Below are 21,118 nucleotides of genomic sequence, written 5' to 3'. Positions count from 1 at the left end.
GGCGCGTAAACTCCGCTCCCTATGGCAGATACGCAACGCATTGGTACTAACAAGCCCGGGCTCAAGTGGGGAATCGCGGTCGTCGTGCTCGCGGCCGGGTATGCCGACCTCGCACGCGGCGGTGTGACCCTCGCTCCGATTCTTTTGGTTATCGGGTATGCCGTCTTGATTCCCGTGGCCATCGTATCGTAGCAGCTCGGGCGAATAGCTCAGCTGGTTAGAGCACCTGCCTTACACGCAGGGTGTCGGGGGTTCGAATCCCTCTTCGCCCATTTCGAAAGCCCCGGCGGAGTTGCCGCCGGAACAGATTGTATGGTCGTTCACTGCACTGGAGGAACACCCGTGATGGATCGGACACCGCGCGCGCTGGCGACGATGGCAGTGGTGCTGTACGGCACTTTTGGTGCGTCGCTGGACGCGCATGGCCAGGCTCCGCGCTCTATGAACCCGAACGCCCCGAAGCTGGTGGTGGTGACGTTCAAGAGCAGCGACAAGAAGCTTGGACCCGACGCGGCTGAAGCAGTCCGCGACAAGATCTCTGGTGACGTGTCGTACCGCTCCTTGTACGTCGTACCCAAGAACGACATCAACGCCACGCTCGAGGCCTCTGGCTACTCGACGACCGACGCGCTCAGCTCGTCGGACGCCAACCTGCTCTCCAAGCAGCTGCGCGGCGATGAGTACATCGAAGGTGTTGTCACCAAGACGGCGACCGGCTTCACCATGGAAGCCTGGATTGTGCTCACGCGCGATCAGTCGCTCGTGCAGCCGCTCGGCGGTTTTGACGCCGGGAAGCTCGACCAGGTGGCCGACAAAGTCAGCCGCGCCTATCAGGACGTGCACAACAAGACGTACGACAACGAAAAGCGTTGCCGCACGCTCTCGCGCGAAGGCAAGACGGCCGATGCGCTCAAGGAAGCGGAGTCGGGACTGAAGGCGTTCCCGAAGTCCACCTGGCTGCGCTACTGCCAGCTGCAGATTGCCAAGGAAAAGAAGACTCCCGCGGCCGACCTCCTCAAGACGGTCGAAGAAATCCGCGCCAATGATCCGAAGAGCCGCATCGCGCTGCGCGAAGCGGTCGGCATTTATGACGAACTGAGCAAGACCGACGAAAAGGACGAGAAGGGCTTCCGCACCAAGAAGATTGAAGTTTTGATGGCGCTCCGTGAGGCTGACCCGACCAACGCCACGCTGATCACGCAGATCGGCAACGAACTCGCCGCGAGCGGCAAGCTCGACGTCGCGTTGCCGATGGTGGAAAAGGCCGTGGTCGAAAACGCCGGCGACATCAACCTGATCAAGCTTTACTTCGCGATCTTGGGCGCGACCAACAACGTCAAGAAGATGCAGTCCATTGGTGAAGATCTGGCCAAGATGGACACGTCGGTGGTGGATGGCGGCTTCCTCGATAAGATGGTTGGCGCCTACGCGGTGGACAGCAACTACGCCAAGGCGCTGGAGTGGGCGTCGAAGGCCACGGCCAAGTTCCCGGCGATTGCCTCGAACTGGATGGCGCGCAGTCAGATCGAGAAGAAGCTCGGGCAGGGTGGTCCGTCGATGCAGTCGTTGCGTCGCGCGTTCCAGGCCGACCCCAAGGCCGTGCCGAGTGCGCACGTGCAGTTTGCCGACGCATTCCTCTCGGCTGGACAGGCGGACTCGGCGCTTGCCGAAGTGCGCGCCTCCAAAGCCGCGAACGAAGACAAGGCAATGACCGGCGGTATGGCGGTCAAGCTGGGCGATGCCCTCCGCAAGACGGCCAAGACGCCGGAAGAGTGGATGAACGCCTACAACGTCTTGGCGTTTGCCGACTCGATTGCCCCGGCCAACGTGAAGCCGCAGGCGAAGTTCCTGCTCGGCCTCGCCGCGTATCAGCTCGCGGCGCCGTTGATTCAGGACAACCAGACCAAGAAGTCGTGCGAACAGGCCAAGAAGGCGGCCTCGTTCCTCCTCGAAGCGCAGATCAATCTGCCTGCGGGCGGTGCCTTTGCGCCGGACGCGACCAAGCAGTTGCTGGGCGCCGTCGCGCAGTATTCGCCGGCCTCGGACTCGCACGTCAAGGCGTTCTGTAAGTAACGGCCTTCGGCATTGTTGACGCCCGCCGGCCCTGCGCCGGCGGGCGTCGTCGTTTAACTCGCTATCTTTCTTTCGTGACTGACTCCACACGATTTGATTCGCCCTACCACGCCCCGGTGATGGTCGCCGAGGTGCTGACGTTGCTCGCGCCCTGCACGCGGGTGGTGGACGGGACGCTCGGCGGCGGCGGTCATACACTCGCGCTACTCGAAGCGGGGAAGTCGGTGATCGGGGTGGATCGCGACCCCAACGCGCAGGCCGCGGCGGGCGAGCGGTTAGCCGCGTTCCGAGAGAGCGGTCGGTTCACGCTCGTGCCAGCGACGTTTGCCGAGTTCGCCGAGTCGGCGGCGCAGCATGGGGCTTTTGATGGGGTGCTGCTCGACCTTGGGGTGTCGTCGCATCAGTTTGACGACGGTGCGCGAGGGTTCTCGTTTCGTGAAGGTGCGCCACTCGACATGCGGATGAGTTACGGTCCCGGCGCCGGCGCTTCGATGATGACCGCGCGCGACGTGCTGAACGATTCCGACGAAGACGAGCTGGTGCGGATTTTCCGCGACTACGGCGACGAGCCCAAGGCGCGACGGCTGGCGCATGAGTTGGTGCGCCGGCGGGGGAACCGGCCGTTTGAGACGAGCGACGATTTTGTGGGGGCGATTCGCGCGGTGTTGGGGCCGAGGTCGGGGCCGTCGGAGTTCGCGCGACTTTTTCAGGCGTTGCGCATTGCGGTGAACGACGAGTTGGGCGAGCTCGCGCGGGCATTGGCGGCATTCCGTGACGGATTGGCCCCAGGCGGCGTCTTTGCAGTAATCAGCTACCACTCGGGAGAGGACCGGCTCGTGAAGCACGCCTTTCGCGAGTGGAGCCTGTCGTGCGTGTGTCCGCCTAAACAATTCATGTGCACTTGCCGCGGGAAGGCTCTCGGGGAGGTGCTCACGAGGAAAGCCGTGAACGCGAACGCCGAAGAGACCGCGCGCAACTCGCGCGCTCGCAGCGCCCATCTGCGCGCCTGGCAAAAGGCCCGCGCGGAGGACTGACCGTGCGCGGGCGCTCGATTCTCGCGCTGGTACTCACGGGTTTCGTTCTGATGACGACAGGCGTCATCTATAGACGGAGCTACGGAACGCTCCAAGGCAGAAAACAGAGCCAACTCGAGGCGCGTCGCGCGACGCTTGAAGCGGAGCGCGCCAAGCTCGACGGCGATATCCGGGACGCGGCGAGTGGCGCGCGGCTGGCCAAGATTGCCCAGGAGCGGTTGAACATGCGCATTCCTAGTGACAGTCAGGTGTTTGTGGTGCCACGTCCGGCCCGTAAGGCGCCGTAGGTGATTCGCACCTCACGCGTCGGGCTTGTGCACGGCGGGTTCTTGCTCTTTGCGGTGCTCCTCGTGGGGCGCGCAGCCAAGGTGCAGGTGCTCGACGGCGACAAGTGGCGTGCGCGCGCGGCCAAGCAGCAGTTTGTGGACTCGCCGCTTCCCGCACCGCGGGGCCGGATTCTCGACGCGTCCGGCGATGTGTTGGTGGAGAGTCGGCAGCTGGTGCGGTTCAAAGTCTCGCCCAAGGAAGTGTGGGGCGACACCAAAAAGACGATGAAAGGTGGGGCCCGGCGCATGGAGGTGCTCGCACGCACACTCGCGCGCGTGGGCGTCTCATCAGAGTTCGTGCACCGCGCCACGGACACCACCCGCAAGTCGGTCGAGGTGCCCGGGCGGTTTCTGGCGTCGGACGTCGATTCCATTCTCACGATGCGCGGGATTCACGCGGAGCCGGCCATTGAGCGCGTGCCGCCCTCGGCGGACGGGCTGCGCCGCCTGATTGGCCACGCCGACGAGAATGGCGAGCCCGTGGATGGGCTCGAGAAGTCGCTCGACGCTATGCTCCGCGGCGTGAAGGGGAACGTGACGGAGTTGCGCGATGCTCGCGGTCGCAAGTTCGATTCGCCGACGGTCGAAGGGACAGCGGCACGCCCCGGCCACACGGTGCGCCTGACGATCAATCAGCAGCTGCAAGACATTGCCGACCGTGCCCTCGCCGACGCGGTGACGAGCCAAGGGGCCAGCGGCGGCGACATCGTGGTGATGGATCCGCTCACGGGCGAAGTGCGTGCAATGGCCAGCAAGCGCGCCGATCCGCTCTCGACGATCGCGACGGGGCTCACGGAGCCGTATGAGCCAGGCTCGACGCTCAAGCCGTTTGTGGCCGCACGCCTGCTCGACCTCAAGCGCGCGCGCGTGGACGAGGTGATGAACGTCTACGGCGGCAAGTGGGAGTATCAGGGCCGCAAGATTGAAGATGATCACCCCGCCGCGAGCTTCACGCTGTTTGATGTGATTCGGTTTTCGAGCAATATCGGCATTGTGCAGTTTGCCCAGCGTCTTGCGCCCGGCGAGCAGTACGAGCTGTTGCGCGATCTTGGATTTGGTGTGCAGACAGGGCTGCCGTATCCGGGCGAGAGTCAGGGCGTGCTGCGCGTTCCGAAGCAGTGGGACAAGCAAACGCCTGCGTCGCTCGCCATGGGGTACGCGCTCAACGTAACGCCGGTGCAACTGGCCGCCGCTTACAGCGCGATTGCCAATGGCGGGGAACTTCTTGAGCCCGCGCTCGTGAAAGAAGTGCGTAGCGCCGACGGCACCGTGCGCTACCATCACGAACGGCGCGTGGTGCGCCGCGTCATGAGCGTGGAGGCCGCCGCTCAAGTGCGTGCGATGCTCCGTGGCGTGGTGGAAGGCGGCACGGGTGAGTTTGCCAAACTGTCGACCTTTGAGATGGCCGGTAAGACGGGCACCGCCAAGCGTACGTTGCACGGCAAGTATGTGAAGGGCGCGTACACGGCGAGTTTTGTTGGACTCTTCCCGGCCGATAAGCCACAGATTGTAATTCTGGTGAAGATCGACAACCCCACCAAAACGATTTATGGCGGCAAGGCGGCCGCCCCGGTGTCGAAGAACGTGCTGCAGGCCATGATTGCCGCGCGCGACGGGGGGCTGGATCGTGGTACCCTCGCGGCGTCGCGCATTACGCCGCCGGTGGCGCCAACGCCGGCGCCTGGTGCGCTGGCAAATAGTGCGGCGCGCGCGGGCGCTAATCCACCGGTCGTGGCATCCGCGCCGAGTGCTGCTTCGCCTGCGGCCGACACGGAGCCAGCGAGCGACACGACGGTGCAGGGCGCGCCTGCGGGCAGCGTGCCATTCGTGTATCGCTTGGATCAGCCGCATCGGGCGACGCCGGTGGTGGTGGGGGCGCGGGCTATTCCGGATGTGCGAGGGCTCCCGGTGCGGCGCGCGGTGTATGCGCTGCATCGCGCGGGGTTCCGCGTGACGATGGGTGCCACGGGGAATGGCGACGCCGCAGCGACCGCGCCAGATGCGGGCACGGTGTCGCCGTCAGGAACCACCGTTCGACTCCTCAGGGCGCCGTGAGCATGGTCGCCACGGAACTCATTACGGGCGCGTTGTCACGCGCCGGGTTGCTCGTGTCGGTACGCGGCGTGCTGCCGTCGCAGGTGAGCCTCGTGTGCGACGATAGTCGCCAGGCGGCGCCGGGGGCGCTCTTTGCGGCGGTCCGTGGCTCTGCGCGCGATGGACACGATTACCTCGACGCGGTGGCGGCTGCGGGTGCGACGGTGGCGATCGTCGAGGACGCGTCGCGCACGTCGCTGCCGGCGATTGTGGTGCGTGATGGGCGTCGTGCGGCCGCCGCGGCGGCGGCTGCGTTCTGGGGTGAGCCGGCGAAGGGGATGCGGCTCGTGGGCGTGACCGGAACGAATGGCAAAACGACGACCGTTGGTATGCTCCGGCATTTGCTCGACACGCCCAGCGCACGCAGCGCCAGCATCGGCACGCTCGGTGTGTTGATTGGGAGCGAAGGCACGCCGATGCCAGGCGGCGGCGGACTCACGACGCCCGGACCCGTGGAGCTGCAGCGCATTCTGCGCGCGCTTGCGGACGCCGGCGTGAAGACGGTGGCCATGGAGGTGTCGAGTCACTCGCTCGATCAGCGGCGCGTGGAAGGGCTCACGTTCGATGCGGCGGTGTTTACCAACCTCACGCGCGATCACCTCGACTATCACGGCACGATGGAGGCGTACTTTGCCGCGAAGGCGCGGTTGGTCGAACAGCTCGCACCGCTCAGCACCATCGTGACGAACGCCGATGACGTCGCGTGGCAATCGTTGCGGAACGTCGCAAGGCGTCTCACGTTCGGGCACGGCGACACGGCGATGGTCCGCGCGGTGGACTTTGCGTATCAATCGCGAGGGAGTGCGTGGCATTTGAAGACGCCCACCGGCGAGGCGGCCGTGTTGCTGCCATTGATCGGCGACTTCAACGTGGACAACGCGCTCGCCGCGGCCGCCGCGGCGTTGGCGCTCGGGCTCGACACCGACACGATCGCCGCACGACTGACGTTGATGCCGCAGGTACCAGGCCGACTTGAAATCCTTGGGAAGCGGCCGACCGTGTTGCGCGACTATGCGCACACGCCGGACGCACTCGAGCGCGCGCTGCGAGCACTGCGCCCGTTCACCCCCGGCCGCCTGATTGTGGTGTTCGGGGCTGGTGGCGACCGTGATCGGGGCAAGCGACCGCTGATGGCGCAGGTGGCGCAGGCGCATGCCGACGTAGTGATTGTGACCAGCGACAATCCACGCACGGAAGACCCCGAGCGCATTCTCGATGACATCGTCGCGCCGCTCGCGGCTGGGAGTTATGAACGCATCGAAGATCGGCGCTCGGCCATTGCGCACGCGTTGGCGATCGCCGATCCGGCGCGCGATGTGGTGTTGCTTGCGGGGAAGGGGCATGAGACCTATCAGGTCCGTGGCACCGAGACGCTGCATTTTGACGAACTCGAGATTGTCGCCGAATTAATGCGCGTCAAAGCGAGGGGGCGTTCATGACCGTTGCATTTTGGACACTTGAGCGGGTGGCGGATGCACTCGGCGGCGGTCCGTCGTCACCGCACGCCGTGCGGGCCATCTCGACCGACACGCGCTCAGTTGGCGCGGGCGACGTGTTCGTGGCGCTGCGCGGCGAGACGTTTGATGGCCACGACTTTCTGCAGCACGCGGTGGCGCAGGGTGCGGTGGCCGTGGTCGTGAACGACGGGAGTCGCGCCAAGGGGCTGGGTGTGCCGGTGTATGTGGTGGACGACACCTTGCACGCGCTCGGGCTGCTGGGACGCTATCGGCGACGTGCATGGGGACGCACGGTGATCGCGGTGGGCGGTTCCAATGGCAAGACGAGCACCAAAGAACTTGTGCGCGCCGCACTCGCGGCTCGGCTGCAGGTGCATGCCACGCAGGGCAACTTGAACAACCAGATTGGCGTGCCGCTGACGTTGCTCTCGGTGCCGGATGACGCCGACGTCGCGGTGATTGAAGTGGGCACCAATATGCCAGGCGAGATTGCGCTGTTGCGCGATATTGTCGAAGCGAACATCGCGCTCGTGACCACCGTCCAGGAAGAGCATCTCGAAGGATTCGGCGATCTTGCCGGCGTGCTGCGCGAAGAGGCCTCGCTGTTTGACGGTGTGGCCTGCGCGATTGTGCCAACGCAGGATGAGGCGCTGGTCGCGGAGGCCCGCAAACGCGCCGCGCGCGTGGTGACCGCAGGGCTCGGCGACGGCGATGTCCGTGCGACGGCGTGGGGGTTGCACCCCGATGGGAGCGGCTGGCTTGACCTCGAGGCGGCACATGTGGACGTGCCACTCAAGGGCGAACACAATCTGCGGAATACGATGCTGGCGATTGCGCTCGCGCGAGAGTGCGGGTTGTTCGACACCGAATCGGCCGAGACGATTTCTTCTATTGATGTGGGCGCGCTTCCGGGAATGCGCTCGGCCATCACGGCGCTCGGCTCCGCGTTGCTCATCAACGATGCTTACAACGCCAACCCCGGGTCTGCGCGCGCGGCGATTCAGTTGCTCACCAAAGTGGGGAACGTCCGCCAGCGAGTGGCGGTGCTCGGGACGATGCGCGAACTCGGCGCGGCAGCCGAGCGGTCGCATCGTGAGATCGCGGCCGCGGCGCTCGACTCTGGCGCGGATGTCGTGGCGGGGATCGGCGAGTTCGGTCCGGCGCTCGCGGCACTCGCCCCACGCGATCCGCGCGTCCTGATTGCGCAGGATGTGGATGACTTGTGGCCGCAACTCGCGCCGCGCCTCGCGCGCGATGCGGTGATTCTGTTGAAGGCATCGAGGGGCGTGCGTCTCGAACGTCTCGTGCCGTATCTGTCCACGTGGGCCACCAACCCCGCCTAGGATGCTCTACTACTTTCTGTTTCCGCTCCGCGACCACTTCGGTCCGCTGCGCGTGTTCGGGTACCAGAGCTTCCGCGCGGCTGGCGCGGCAGTGACGGCGCTCCTCGTCGCGTTCATTTTTGGGCCGATGATTCTGCGACGTCTGCAACAGATGCAGATCCACCAAGTGGTGCGCGCCGGCACGCCCGACTCGCATGCGGGCAAGGGCACCACGCCCACGATGGGCGGCCTGATCATTCTGGTGGCCACCTTGCTGCCCACGCTGCTGTGGATGCGGCTCGACAATCGATATGTGTGGCTCGCACTCGCCGTTACGCTTTGGATGGGCGGCATCGGCTTTCTCGATGACTACCTCAAGATTCGGCAGAAGCGCGAGGGAAAAGAGAACAAGGGACTCGTGGAGCGTTACAAGCTTGCAGGCCAGGTGATCTGCGGCCTCGTGCTCTCGATTTACATCTGGCAGTTCCCGCTCAATCAACTGCCTGGCGCCTCGACCACCGTTCCTTTTGCCAAATACGTGTTGATCGTGCCGGCGACCATCGGCATGGCGTGGCTCTACGTGCCGTTCGTCACCTTCGTGATGACCGCCACCAGCAACGCGGTGAATCTCACCGACGGACTCGACGGACTCGCCACGGGGCTCATGGCGATCGCCATCGGCACCTTCGCCATTTTTGCGTACGCCATGGGACGCGTGGATGCCTCCGCGTATCTCCAGCTGTTTTATCTGCGCAACGCGGGCGAGTTGACGATCTTCTGCTCGGCGGTGTTCGGCGCGGCAATAGGCTTTCTCTGGTTCAATGCGCATCCGGCCCAGGTGTTTATGGGGGATACCGGATCACTGGCCCTCGGCGGCGCGCTTGGTGTGGTGGCGATTCTCTTGAAGAGCGAGTTTCTCTACCTCTTCATTGGTGGCGTGTTTGTGACGGAGACGTTCTCGGTGCTGATTCAACGGACCGTGTTCAAGTACCGCCGGAAGCGTTTTGGACTGGAGTACGCGCAGCAGAACCGCGTCTTTCTCCGAGCGCCGTTGCACCATCACTTTGAACTCAAGGGATGGCCAGAAACACAGGTGGTGGTGCGGTTCTGGATTCTGGGCATCCTCTGCGCGTTCGTGGCCCTCGGTACGCTGAAGCTCCGGTGATTCGCGAACTCCTCGGTCGCGGCGAAGTCGCGGTCCTCGGCCTTGGCCGAAGTGGCCAAGCGGTGTCGCGGCTCTTGGCTCGCGAAGGGGCGCGTGTGTATGCGTCGGACGGAAGTTCCGACGCGGCTGTAGCCGCCGTCGCCAATTCACTCAACGCGCTGGGGATTGCCACCACCGCTGGCGCCCACGATCTCGAGCGCATTGCGCGTGCCGTACTGGTTGTGACGAGTCCCGGTGTGTCGCCCAAGGCGCCGCCCCTCGTGACGGCCGCAGCGCACGGCGTGCCGATTGTGAGCGAAGTTGAAGTGGCGCTGAGTTTTCTGCCAACCACCCGATGCATTGCGGTGACCGGCACCAATGGCAAAACCACGGTGACGGCGCTGATTGAGCAGCTGCTCCGCTCACTCGGGGTGGATGCGGTGGCGGCGGGGAATATTGGCACGCCGTTGTCGGAGGTGGCGCTGCGTGCGGCGCCGCCCGCATGGGTGGCGCTGGAGCTCTCGAGTTTTCAACTGCACGACACGCCGAGTCTCGCACCGGCCGTCGGTGTGCTCACGAACCTCGCCCCCGACCATCTCGATCGGTATGACGCGATCGACGACTATTACGCCGACAAAATGCGACTGTTCGCGCGCGCCACGCCGGCGAGCCGTTGGGTGGTGAATGGCGATGACGCCGAGGTGATGCGGCGGACGGCTGGCATTGCGGGCACGCGGTATACGTTTTCGCTTCGTCCCGGTACGCTGGGTATTGGTGGCACGGCGGGTACGGCGAGCGTCGGGAACTTAGTCCCGTCTGCTGCTCCGGCTGTGCATGCCGACCGATGGACGGTCTTAGGGCACGATCTCTTGAGTCGTGCGGACATTCCGCTCCTCGGCGACCACAACGTGGCAAACGTGCTGGCGGCCGTGCTGGCAGTCGCTGTTGCCGACCCAGCCCACGCGACGCCCGACGCCTTGGCGCGTCTGGTGAGCGGCGTGCGCGCCTTTCGCGGCATGCCCCACCGCCTTGAGATTGTGGCGGAACGCGACGGCGTGCTCTGGATCAACGATTCCAAAGCGACTAATGTGGCGTCCACGCGCGTGGCGCTGGATGGCATGACCCGTCCGACGGTGGTGCTGTTGGGCGGTCGGCACAAAGGAGAACCGTATACGGGGCTTCTCGACGGGCTCTCGCGCCACGCTCGGGCCGTGATTGCCTATGGGGAGTCGGCGGCGCTCATCGCAGCCGACTTGGGCGGCCACGTGCCGCTGGAGCGGATCGAATCGTCCTTTGAGGATGTGATGCGTCGCGCACGCGCGTTGGCCCAGCCGGGCGACGCGGTGTTGCTGTCTCCTGCCTGTTCGAGTTTCGATATGTTCACCAACTACGAAGAGCGCGGCGCCGAGTTCCGGCGCCGCGTCACGAGCGTATGACCACGGCAGCGCTGCCGATGGCTGGCGGCGCCGTACGCGACCGCTGGCGTATCGGCCTCGATGCGCGCGGGCTGATTATCGTCACCGCGCTCCTGCTCGCCTTTGGCTTGGCCACGCTCTATAGCGCGAGCGCTTTTGAGGCGACGCAAGAGGGCAAGGGGAGCGCATACTTCCTGCTCAAGCAGCTCTCCGGAATTGGCGTAGGGGTGATTGTCTTTGCGGTCGCTGCCAAGTTGGACGCGGAGCTCTGGAGCAAATACGCCTGGTGGGTGATGGGGCTCGCGCTTTTCCTCATGCTCCTGACGGTGCTCCCTTTTACGAAATTCATTGCGCCGCCGATTCTTGGCGCGCGCCGGTACTTGTTTCACGGCTCGGTGCAGCCCTCGGAGTTCGCGAAGCTGGCGGTGATCGTGTGGACGGCGATGCTTGTGGTGAAGAAGGGCGATCAGCTGCGCCGACTCACCAAGGGCTTGTTGCCCATTCTTGTGGTGATTGGCGCCCTCGCCATCACCGCCGCGCTCGAGCCTGATCTGTCGACGGTGCTGTTCTACCTGTTGCAGATGGGGATCATCGTGTTTGCCGCCGGTGCGCGCGTCGGGCACTTTGTGTTCCTCGGCGTCGTGATCTCGCCGGTGCTCCTGCGCGAGACACAGCGCCTGCAATACGTGATGGAGCGCATCCTCGGCTTTGCCGACATGGCGGGGCAAGCGCACGCTAAGGTGAACTATCAGCTCGATCAGTCGCTCATTGCTGTAGGGTCGGGTGGGTGGTTTGGCGCCGGCTTTGGTGAAGGGCGTCAGCAACATGGGTTCCTTCCGCTGTCGTACGATGACTTTATTGGCGGCAGCATTGGTGAGGAGTGGGGCTTTGTTGGCATCGCGGCGCTCATTGCCGTGTACGCCCTGTGGGGGTGGCTCGGTTTTCGCATCGCTCGTCAGGCGCGGTCCACCTATCAACAGCTCGTGGCCATCGGCATCACCGTGACGATGCTCGTCACGGCCTATTTGCACATTGGCGTGGTTACGGGATTGCTGCCGACCACAGGGCTCACGCTTCCGTTCATTTCGTACGGTCGCTCCAACTTGATCCTGTCGTTTTTGATGACGGGGATTCTCGTGAATATCGGGAGCCAGCCGGAACGGGTGATTGGCGATCGCGCCTCGGATCCGTTTGGAGGAAGCCGGTGAACGTGATCGTCGCCGGTGGTGGCACCGGCGGACATCTGTATCCTGGGCTCGCGATTGCGCGGGCTCTCGTACGACTCGACCCGTCGGTGGTGCCGCACTTCGTGGGCGCACACCGCGGCATTGAGCGCGACGTACTCCCGCAAACAGAGTTCGCGCACACGCTCCTCGACCTGCATCCGCTCTATCGCCCAAAGTTCTGGCGCAACTGGCGAACGGTGCGCGGGGCCGTGAGCGCGTGGGGCGCGATGGGCACACTCGGACGGGCCCTGTCGCCGCGCGTCGTGATTGGCACCGGCGGGTACGCCAGCGGTGCCGCACTTGCGTGGGCTTGGTCGCGCGGCGTGCCGGTGGTGCAACACATTGGCGATAGCCATCCAGGGCTGACCGCGCGCATGTTCTGTCGCATTGCGACGGAGGCGTATCTCGGCTTTCCTGAAGCGGAGTCGTACCTCCCCCATGGCGGGTGCCAGTATCGCGACACGGGAAATCCCATTGAGCCGCCGCCCGACATTCGCCAAGACCGCGCCGTCGCGCGAGCGCGCTGGGGTTTTCCATCGAACGCGCGGGTGTTGCTCGTGTTCGGCGGCAGCCAAGGGGCGCGTGCGCTCAATCAAGCGGTGGCTGCCTGGGTGGAGCGTGGGCTTCCTAAGCAACTCTGCGTCATCTGGGCGACCGGCAAAGCGCAGTACGACGCGTACAGCCAGTATGATCGCGCCGACGTGAAGGTGGTGCCCTATCTCTCGCCGATTGCCGATGCCTACGCCGCGAGCGACGTGGCCTTTGTGCGCGGGGGGATGATGGGCACGTCCGAGTTGTGCGCGTGGGGCGTGCCTATGATCATCTGTCCATTGCCGACGGCCGCTCAGGATCACCAAACGTCGAATGCCGTGGCGCTCGAACGCTCGGGCGCCGCGCTGCATCTCGCGCAGCGCGACCTCTCGGCTGAGCAACTGGATGCGACGGTGCGCAGTCTGCTCGACTCGCCCGCGCGTCTCGCGGCGCTGGCCGCGAGTGCCGCCGCTCGTGCGCGGCCGCACGCGGCTGTTGAAATTGCGCAACACATTCTTCACGTCATGCGCGCCGGCACTGCCGGTGCGGCCTGAACCCCACCGACCATGCCGCTGATCGATCCGATTGACCCTCGCCCCATTCACTTCGTTGGCATTGCTGGTGCAGGGATGAGCGCACTCGCTGAGCTCTGCGCGCGGCGCGGCGCAACGGTCACCGGTTGTGACCAGAATCCAGGCGGCGCCGAAGACCTCACGCGACTCGGGCTCGCCGTATCGCACGGACACGATGCGGCGCACGTGGATGGCCATCGCGCCTTGGTGGTGTCGAGCGCGATTCCCAAAATGCACCCGGAGCTCGAGCGCGCTCGTGCGCTCGGTATTCCTGTGATCCGACGCGCGGAAGCGCTCGCTGAAGCTACCGCAGGCGGTCAGCTCATTGGCATTGCCGGCACGCATGGCAAGAGCACCACCACCGTGATGACCACCGAAGCGCTCAAGGCCGGCGGTGTGGATGCCACTGGCGTGGTGGGTGCCCGCGTGACGGCGTGGGGCGGCAACCTCAGCACCGGCAATGATAAAGTCTTTGTCGTTGAGGCCGATGAGTATGATCGTTCGTTTCTCGCGCTCAAGCCCGACGTGGCGGTCGTCACGAACATTGAAGCCGACCACCTCGATATTTACCGCGACCTCACCGACATCACCGACGCGTTCGGCCAGTATGTGAGCGGCGCCCGATGGATTGCCATTTGTGCCGATGACGTACACGCGAATGCCTTGGCCACGCCGGCGTCCGCGGAAGTCGTGCGCTACGGCATCGAAAGCCGCGACGCACGTCTGATGGCGCGCGACGTCGAATGGGTCAACGGCAGCACCAAGTTCACCGTCGTCTTTGATGGCAAGGTCCTCGGCCCCGTGACCCTCGGCGTGCCGGGCACGCACAACGTGCTCAATGCCTTGGCCGCGTTGGCGGTGGGACTCGGGACCTACGGCATGACGGTGCCGCTGATGGGGGAAGGGCTCGCACGGTTCGTTGGCGCAGAGCGGCGCTTCACGCGAGTTGGCGAGGCGGCGGGCGTGCTGATTGTGGACGATTATGCGCATCACCCCACCGAAATTCGCGCCACCATTCAAGCGGCCCGCGCGGCCTACGCCGATCGCCGACTGGTGGTGGCCTTCCAGCCGCACCTGTTCTCGCGCACACGCGACTTTGCCCCAGAGTTCGCCACGGCGCTCGGTGCGGCCGACGTGGTCTTTCTCTCGGACATTTATCCGGCGCGGGAACAACCGATTGTGCGCGTGACGAGTGCGTTGATTTCGGACGCGATGGCGCTGGCGGGGAAGACCCCGTCGTGGACCGGCGCGCGGGACGCGATGGCCGAAGCGCTGAGCCACACAGTGCGCGCCGGCGATCTGGTGTTGACGGTGGGCGCCGGCGACGTGACCCACACTGGCCCGGAACTGCTCGCCCTTCTTCGCGCGCAGGGCACGGCTCGATGAGTCAGGCGTCCGCCGAGGGCGAGCGCGCCCCGGGGGGCTGGCGTCGGCGCCTGCGCCGCATCGGGTTGGTGCTCGCTGGGATGGCGCTCGTGTCGAGCCCGTGGTGGGGGCGGAGCGCGTTGCAGCGCCTGTCGTTCTTCAAGGTGCGGCGCGTGGAGATCGAGGGAACGCGTTACGTCAGCCCCGATGAGATCGTTTCGCGATTGAGGGCCGACACCAGCGCGTCCATTTGGGACGATCTGGCGCCGTGGGAACAGCGGGTCCGGGGACATCCGTCGGTGCGCGACGTGCGCATTGTGCGGCGGTTGCCGGGAACGCTCGTGGTCAAGGTGACAGAGAACTTGCCCGTTGCGCTGGTGCAGGCAGCGGCGGGGCTCGTTGCCGTGGATGCGACGGGAAGATCCCTTCCTGTGAATCCTGCAGCGGTCGACGTGGATCTGCCCGTGCTCGCGACGCGCGATACAACCGCGCTCCGTGTGCTCGGTGAGATGCGCGGCGCGCAGCCGGCTCTGTTCGCCCGCATTGGCGAGGTGCGGCGGTTGGCACACGGCGATTTCTTGTTTCGGTTCACGCAGCCATCGCCGGCCGCTTTCCGCGACATCCTGGCCGCCGCCGATATTTCGGTGGAACGTCTGAGCGATCTTCTGCCCGTCGAGCAGGACCTCGTGCACCGTCAGGTGCGTGCGACCGAACTCGACCTTCGTTACCGCGACCAAGTCATCGTGCGACTCCCATGAATGTAGATCGCCTCGTAGCTGGCCTCGACATCGGTTCCGCGAAGACCACAGCGGTCATCGCGGAAGTTGTTGGCGACCTGCCCAAGCATCCTACGCTGAACATTCTCGGCGTCGGCCAAGCCCGCACCACCGGCCTTCGCCGTGGCGTTGTGGCGGACATCGACGAAACGACCCGTTCGATTACCAAGGCCATGCAGGATGCCGAGCGGATGGCAGGGGTGAGCGTCCCCACGCTGTACGCGGGCATCTCGGGCGCACACATGCAGGCCATGACCTCGCGCGGCATTGCCTCGGTGAATGGCGCTGAAATCAGCCGCGCCGACGTCGAACGCGCCAACGCCGTGGCACGGGCGCAGGCCATTCCGCAGGATCGCGAACTCATTCACGCGATTCCGCAGGAATACACCGTCGATAAAAACATTGGCATTCGCGATCCCCTCGGCATGATCGGCACGCGCCTCGAGACGGAGATGTACCTCGTCACGATTGGCTCGAGCCCGGCCATGAATCTGCGGAAAGCCGTGGAGAAGAGTGGATACAAAGTGGGCGAGCTCGTGCTCGAGCCGTTGGCGAGCGCGCTCAGCGTGCTCACCGAAGACGAAAAAGAACTTGGCGTCTGCCTCGTCGAGATGGGGGCGGGGACCACGGACATTGCCGTTTTTCACGAAGGGAAAATCCGCCACCTCGGCACTATTCCGTACGGCGGCAACAATGTCACGTCCGATGTGGTGCATGGGCTGGGTGTGACGCAGGCCGACGCCGAACGACTGAAGGAGGCGTACGGCTGCGCGTATGAGCCGATGATCGACCACTCCGAAGTGATCAAGCTGCCGAGCACGATTGCGCAGGGGGATCGCCAAATCCCGCGCGAACTGCTGGCGCACATCATTCATCAGCGCACGGCCGAGATTTTTGAGTTGGTGATGCGCGACGTCGAGGCCGCCGGCTACATCAAGAAGCTCGCGGCGGGCGTCGTGGTAACCGGTGGCGCCGCCGCTCAGCCTGGCACGGGCGAGCTGGCGAGCGACATTTTCGGCACGGGGGCCCGCGTGGGTGAGCCAGGCGAGTTCCTTGGCGGCTTGGCTGACAGCGTGCAGGCCCCCCGTTTTTCGACGGTCGTTGGGCTGGTGCAGTACGGTGCTCACCGCGTGGCGCTTGGCAACAGCTCCGGCAAGGGCCGCCGCCTCTCGATGTCCGCGTCGACCCCCACCTTCGACGGGATGGCGAACCGGTTTAAGGTCTGGCTGCAGGACTTCTTTTAGGCGGAGTTTTCTCCAGTCTCACAAAGCGCTCCGGTCGCTCTGCCGTGTGGAAAACCGCGCTTGCTTGCTCCTGTGCTTTTTTTACCGATTGGTCGTCATATACACGTGGTGCGAACGCACCACGCGCGTATATTTCCGCCCAGCAAGCGGGCCGCGATCGGCCCTAGGTGAAACTTGAGCGAGAAAAAGGGAGCGCCACGCGCCATGAGCATCTTCGAGTTCGACGAAGCCCCTGCACAGCAAGCCCGCATGAAGGTGGTGGGTGTTGGTGGCGGCGGTGGCAATGCAGTGAATCGAATGATCGAAGAAGCGCTCGCTGGCGTTGAGTTCATTTCGGTTAACACCGACGCGCAAGCGCTACTCAGTTCCAAATCCGACGTCAAAATCCAGATTGGCAAAAAGCTGACGCGCGGTCTCGGCGCTGGCGCCCGTCCGGAAATCGGCCGACAGGCCATTGAAGAAAATCGCGACGAAGTGCTGAAGGTGCTGGCGGGCGCCGACCTCGTGTTCGTGACCTGCGGCATGGGTGGCGGCACTGGTACCGGCGCAGCGCCAATCGTGTGCGAGCTCGCGCGTGAAGCGGGAGCACTGACCGTTGGCATTGTCACCAAGCCGTTCCTCTTTGAAGGACGCAAGCGTATGCGTCAGGCCGAAGAGGGGATCGCCGAGATGGCCAAGCACGTCGACACGATGATCGTCGTGCCCAACGAGCGGTTGCTTGCCGTCGTGGGCAAGGGGATTCCGTTCCAGGACGCGCTCAAGAAGGCCGACGAAGTGCTGCTGCACGCCACGAGCGGTATCTCGAACATCATCAGCGGTGTGGGCCTCATCAACGTGGACTTTGCCGACGTACGCACCATTATGAAGGACGGTGGCGCGGCACTTATGGGCACGGGCATCGGTCGCGGTGAGAACCGCACGATGGAAGCGGCTCAGCAGGCGATCTCCAGCCCGCTCCTCGACAACGTCTCCATCCTCGGCGCGCGCGGCGTGCTGATTAACGTCACCGGCGGCGACGACCTCACGCTCGGTGAAGTGACCGGCGTTGCCGACATCATTCACGATGCGGCGGGCGACGACGCGGAAATCATCTTTGGTACGGTGCGCGAGCCGGCCATGACTGGCGAGATTCGTGTGACCGTCGTGGCAACAGGCTTCGGCAAGGCGGCGGGGTCGGTGGGAAGTTCCTCCGCTCGCACGTCGTCGGCCACTGGCACACCGGTGATCCCGATCGACGGCAGCCGTCCCAAGCCAGTCATTGGCAGCGCCTACCAAGGCTCGGCCACGGGTGGAGCCGCTCCGGCTCGTCGCCCCGCGCCGGCCGCCGCGCCTGAGCGCCGCCCGATGAACGACCTCGACGATCTCGAAATCCCGACGTTCATTCGGCGACAGATGGATTGATGGCGCTGCCGCGAACGACGGCGCTTGGAGTTTTCGCGGCGGCGGCCCTCTCGGCCGCCGCCGTGTTGTATGTATGGCCCAATACGGCGTCTACAGACGAGCGACGGCCGGACGGCGCGGGACGCGCGCGCGGCGCCTGGCAGCAGTTCGACACCCTCGATGCTGGGCAAACGTTGCTTTCGCTCCTCCAGAAGCACGGATTGACCGCGGTCGAAGCCTCCGCTGCGCTACACGCCGCCACGGCTATCGACCCGCGGCACATTCCCGCAGGCCTCGTGGTGGGCTTTGTAGGGCTGCGACAGGGCGATGCGCGGCTCGCGCCCAGTAAGGTGTCGGTGCAACTGTCCCCCGAGCGTACCCTGCACCTGACCCGGCGGCCCAACGGCCCCTGGACGGCGCGCGACGAGCGCGTGGAGTGGGCGCTCGACACCGTGGTGGCTCATGGCGTGGTGCATTCCACGCTCTACGACGCGCTCGACGAAGGGGCCGGTAAGACCCTCCCGTCCAAAGCCTCCCGCGTCGAACTCGCCTGGGCTATTGCCGATATCTTTGAGTATCGCATCGATATGAGTCGCGAACTCCAAGACGGCGACCGCGTGCGCGTGGCCTTTGTGCGAGCGCGCTCCCCATTGGGTGCGACGCGAGTAAAGGCCGTCCTTGCCGCCGGTGTGGAGCGTGGCGGCAAAGAGTTGCAGGCGTTCCGCTATACCCCCAAGGGGGCGGCGGGAGCGGCGTTCTTTGATGCCACAGGGCGTTCGCTCCGGGCCGCGTTTCTCAAAGCGCCCCTCAAGTTCAATCACATCTCCAGTGTCTTTGGCCCCCGCAAGCACCCCATTCTTGGCGAGTGGCGCGCGCACAAAGGCACCGACTATGCGGCCGCCGCCGGTGCTCCAGTGCGAACGGTGGGCGATGGCGTCGTCGTGTTCGTTGGGGAACGCACCGGTTACGGCAACTGCGTGGATGTTCGGCACGCCAATGGATACGTCACCCGCTACGCGCACCTGCGCGGCTTCGCCCCCGGCATCAAGGCCGGTGCGCGCGTGAAGATGGAGCGTACCATCGGCTTTGTGGGGACGACGGGGCTCGCCACGGCCCCGCATCTGCATTTTGAGGTGCTCGTGGCCGGGGTGCAGCGCGATCCCCGCGTGGCGCTCGCCGCCAAAACGGGGATGCCGCTCGCGGCAGCCGACCGAACGCCCTTTTTGGTGGCCCAGCGGCTGGAGGCGGCTCAGCTCGACCGCCCCTCTGGTGCCGGGGTAGCACTCAGGAACTGAGCCGGGCCGCAGGTGAGGCCAGAGGCCACGCGCCGCGCCGCGGGATAAGTTTATCCGATGCTCATTTGGCTGATCGCACTCGTGCTAGGGCCCGCGCTGACCGTCGTGCACTACCGCATGACGGGCGCCTCGCGTGCCACCCTGCCACTCGCATTGCGCGCCTTTGCGCTGACGATGATCATCGCGCTGGCGCTCGACGCGCCGCTGGGTCGCGCTGGCGCGGCGCGGCCGTACGCGGCACTCGATGCATCCTCGAGCTGGCTTGTGACCGGCGACAGCGCCCTCTGGATGCAAGCGCGCCAGAGCGCCGAAAAGATTGGCGCCGACTCACTGTTATTGATTGGCGACTCCGTTCGTTCCGCGGCGGCGGCGGCGCTGCCGACCGACGGCGCGTCGCGCGTTGGCCCGCTGGTCGAGCGTGCACTCGGCGCCGGACGCGCGGTGGTGCTGGTGACCGACGGGCGTCTCGACGATCCCGAACGTCTCACTGAACTTCCTGGCGGTTCGCGCGTCGTGTTGCTCGATGGCGTGCCGCGTCGCGATGCCGCAGTCGTGTCGCTCGACGGCCCGTCGGCTATCGTCAGCGGCGATACCGCCGAATACGCCGTGGTGGTCGCGGCCGGTGGCGCTGGTGGCGGTGCAGGGCGCGTGGATATCACGCTCGACGGTGCGCTGTTCGGCACTGTGCCGCTCGACTCGCTCTCGCCCTTTGCCGAGCGAGAGCTGCGCGTGCGCGGCATGGTGCAGGGCGCAGCCGGTGCGCGCGTGCTACGCGCCGTGCTGACGAGTGCTGGAGATGCCCTCTCGCGCAACGACACGTTGCAAGCGGTGTTGGAAGTCGCACGCGGCGCGTCGGCGGTATTTGCGAGCACGTCGCCAGACGAAGACGCGCGCTATGCGCTGGCGGTGTTGCGCGGCACGTTGGCCGTGCCAACGCGCGGCTATCTCCGAGTGGCCCCGGGTCAGTGGCGCGTGGATGGTGCGCTCACGCCGGTGACCGAAGAAGAAGTCAAACGCGCGCTGGCCGATGCGCCGATCGCCATTCTCCATGGCGACACGTTGCTCTTTGGCCCCCCGCGCGCGCTCACCCGTGGCGCGCTCGCGCTGTTGGCGCCGCCCGTGCAGCACGGCGAGGATTACTACGCTACGTCGGCACCGACGTCGCCCCTCGGGCCGGCGCTTGGTGCGTTCCCGTGGGATTCATTGCCGCCCGTTGAGCTTGGTGACGTGGGGCATGACTTTGACTGGGTGGGTGTGATGGCGCGTCGCGCGCGCCGTCTGGATGAGCGTCCATTGGTTGCCGGGTCGGCGCGACCGCGACGCGTGGTGGTGGTGCCAGCAACGGGGCTCTGGCGCTGGCGCTTTCGCGGCGGTCGAAGCGCCGACGCCTATACCGCGCTCTGGGGTTCGATTTTCGATTGGCTCACGGGCGACGCCACCGACGCACGCGCCGCGCATACGGCGACGGCGTGGCTGCGGGCTGGCGAACCAGTGCGCTGGCGTCGCGGTGTTGGGCACGACTCGTTGGCCACGGTGGCCATCCGGCGTCGAGGCGCGGCGAAGTTCGACACGCTGCAACTGCGGTTTACCGGCGATGATGGCACCGCGGTTTCCCCAGCGATTGCGGCGGGTGTGTACGAAACGAAGGTTGGCGGCGCCGACGGCTTGCTCGTGGTGAACGCGAGCGCCGAGTGGTTGCCGCGCCGTCCGTCGGTGCGAAGCGGGGCGATTGGGGCCGCACCTCCCGGCGATCGCGCGCCGCGGGCACGCGCGGCGTGGTGGCTCTACGCACTCATTCTCACGGCGCTGTGCGTGGAATGGATGTCGCGGCGTAAAGTCGGTCTTCGCTGAAACCCGCACCGTA

Annotated in this window: 17 protein-coding genes and 1 tRNA gene; all 18 read left to right on the top strand. The window is 65.5% G+C overall.

All coding sequences use genetic code 11. The annotated features are described in order from the left end of the window. Window positions 1–21 precede the first annotated feature (21 nt). The 18 genes from NTZ43_07340 to NTZ43_07255 all read left to right on the top strand — a co-directional run bounded on the left by NTZ43_07340 (window position 22) and on the right by NTZ43_07255 (window position 21,105). Window positions 22–192: a hypothetical protein gene (locus tag NTZ43_07340; GenBank protein ID MCX5767018.1), complete on the top strand. Its 171-nt coding sequence runs from the start codon at window positions 22–24 to the stop codon at window positions 190–192. Window positions 193–198: 6 nt separating this feature from the next. Further along, window positions 199–272: transfer RNA gene (locus tag NTZ43_07335), tRNA-Val, on the top strand. A 70-nt stretch (window positions 273–342) separates the two neighbouring features. Continuing rightward, complete coding sequence (locus NTZ43_07330; protein ID MCX5767017.1) at window positions 343–2,073, top strand: hypothetical protein; 1,731 nt, start codon at window positions 343–345, stop codon at window positions 2,071–2,073. Between the two features lie 74 nt (window positions 2,074–2,147). Beyond that, on the top strand, window positions 2,148–3,107 hold the full coding sequence (rsmH, locus tag NTZ43_07325) for a 16S rRNA (cytosine(1402)-N(4))-methyltransferase RsmH (protein MCX5767016.1): 960 nt from the start codon (window positions 2,148–2,150) through the stop codon (window positions 3,105–3,107). Between the two features lie 2 nt (window positions 3,108–3,109). After that, window positions 3,110–3,394, top strand: coding sequence for a cell division protein FtsL (locus NTZ43_07320; protein MCX5767015.1), 285 nt, complete (start codon window positions 3,110–3,112; stop codon window positions 3,392–3,394). Continuing rightward, window positions 3,395–5,488, top strand: a complete 2,094-nt coding sequence (locus NTZ43_07315) for a penicillin-binding transpeptidase domain-containing protein (GenBank protein ID MCX5767014.1) — start codon at window positions 3,395–3,397, stop codon at window positions 5,486–5,488. A gap of 2 nt (window positions 5,489–5,490) precedes the next feature. After that, window positions 5,491–6,966, top strand: coding sequence for a UDP-N-acetylmuramoyl-L-alanyl-D-glutamate--2,6-diaminopimelate ligase (locus tag NTZ43_07310; GenBank protein ID MCX5767013.1), 1,476 nt, complete (start codon window positions 5,491–5,493; stop codon window positions 6,964–6,966). Further along, window positions 6,963–8,327 (top strand): UDP-N-acetylmuramoyl-tripeptide--D-alanyl-D-alanine ligase, encoded by a 1,365-nt coding sequence (locus NTZ43_07305; GenBank protein ID MCX5767012.1) that lies wholly within the window; start codon window positions 6,963–6,965, stop codon window positions 8,325–8,327. Before NTZ43_07310 ends, NTZ43_07305 begins: the two co-directional genes overlap by 4 nt. A gap of 1 nt (window position 8,328) precedes the next feature. Beyond that, window positions 8,329–9,471, top strand: a complete 1,143-nt coding sequence (gene mraY / locus NTZ43_07300; GenBank protein MCX5767011.1) for a phospho-N-acetylmuramoyl-pentapeptide-transferase — start codon at window positions 8,329–8,331, stop codon at window positions 9,469–9,471. Continuing rightward, complete coding sequence (gene murD, locus NTZ43_07295) at window positions 9,468–10,886, top strand: UDP-N-acetylmuramoyl-L-alanine--D-glutamate ligase (GenBank protein ID MCX5767010.1); 1,419 nt, start codon at window positions 9,468–9,470, stop codon at window positions 10,884–10,886. Before mraY ends, murD begins: the two co-directional genes overlap by 4 nt. Further along, a complete protein-coding gene (locus NTZ43_07290) occupies window positions 10,883–12,073 on the top strand; it encodes a putative peptidoglycan glycosyltransferase FtsW (protein ID MCX5767009.1) in 1,191 nt (396 codons plus the stop codon). Before murD ends, NTZ43_07290 begins: the two co-directional genes overlap by 4 nt. After that, a complete protein-coding gene (locus NTZ43_07285) occupies window positions 12,070–13,176 on the top strand; it encodes a UDP-N-acetylglucosamine--N-acetylmuramyl-(pentapeptide) pyrophosphoryl-undecaprenol N-acetylglucosamine transferase (GenBank protein ID MCX5767008.1) in 1,107 nt (368 codons plus the stop codon). The genes NTZ43_07290 and NTZ43_07285 overlap by 4 nt, the downstream gene beginning before the upstream one ends. 12 nt (window positions 13,177–13,188) lie before the next feature. Next, window positions 13,189–14,580, top strand: a complete 1,392-nt coding sequence (gene murC / locus NTZ43_07280; protein ID MCX5767007.1) for a UDP-N-acetylmuramate--L-alanine ligase — start codon at window positions 13,189–13,191, stop codon at window positions 14,578–14,580. Continuing rightward, window positions 14,577–15,317, top strand: coding sequence for an FtsQ-type POTRA domain-containing protein (locus NTZ43_07275; protein ID MCX5767006.1), 741 nt, complete (start codon window positions 14,577–14,579; stop codon window positions 15,315–15,317). Before murC ends, NTZ43_07275 begins: the two co-directional genes overlap by 4 nt. Continuing rightward, entirely contained in the window at window positions 15,314–16,579 is a 1,266-nt protein-coding gene (ftsA, locus tag NTZ43_07270; GenBank protein ID MCX5767005.1) for a cell division protein FtsA, read from the top strand. Before NTZ43_07275 ends, ftsA begins: the two co-directional genes overlap by 4 nt. A 204-nt stretch (window positions 16,580–16,783) precedes the next feature. Further along, entirely contained in the window at window positions 16,784–17,980 is a 1,197-nt protein-coding gene (ftsZ, locus tag NTZ43_07265) for a cell division protein FtsZ (protein ID MCX5767004.1), read from the top strand. Beyond that, window positions 17,980–19,254: a M23 family metallopeptidase gene (locus NTZ43_07260; protein MCX5767003.1), complete on the top strand. Its 1,275-nt coding sequence runs from the start codon at window positions 17,980–17,982 to the stop codon at window positions 19,252–19,254. The genes ftsZ and NTZ43_07260 overlap by 1 nt, the downstream gene beginning before the upstream one ends. A 57-nt stretch (window positions 19,255–19,311) precedes the next feature. Continuing rightward, complete coding sequence (locus NTZ43_07255; protein ID MCX5767002.1) at window positions 19,312–21,105, top strand: hypothetical protein; 1,794 nt, start codon at window positions 19,312–19,314, stop codon at window positions 21,103–21,105. Window positions 21,106–21,118: the final 13 nt, after the last annotated feature.

It is taken from the genome of Gemmatimonadota bacterium (assembly GCA_026387915.1).
Lineage (GTDB): Bacteria > Gemmatimonadota > Gemmatimonadetes > Gemmatimonadales > Gemmatimonadaceae > Fen-1231.
Note: the sequence above shows the minus strand (reverse complement) of the source record. Positions and strands in the feature narration are given on the sequence as shown.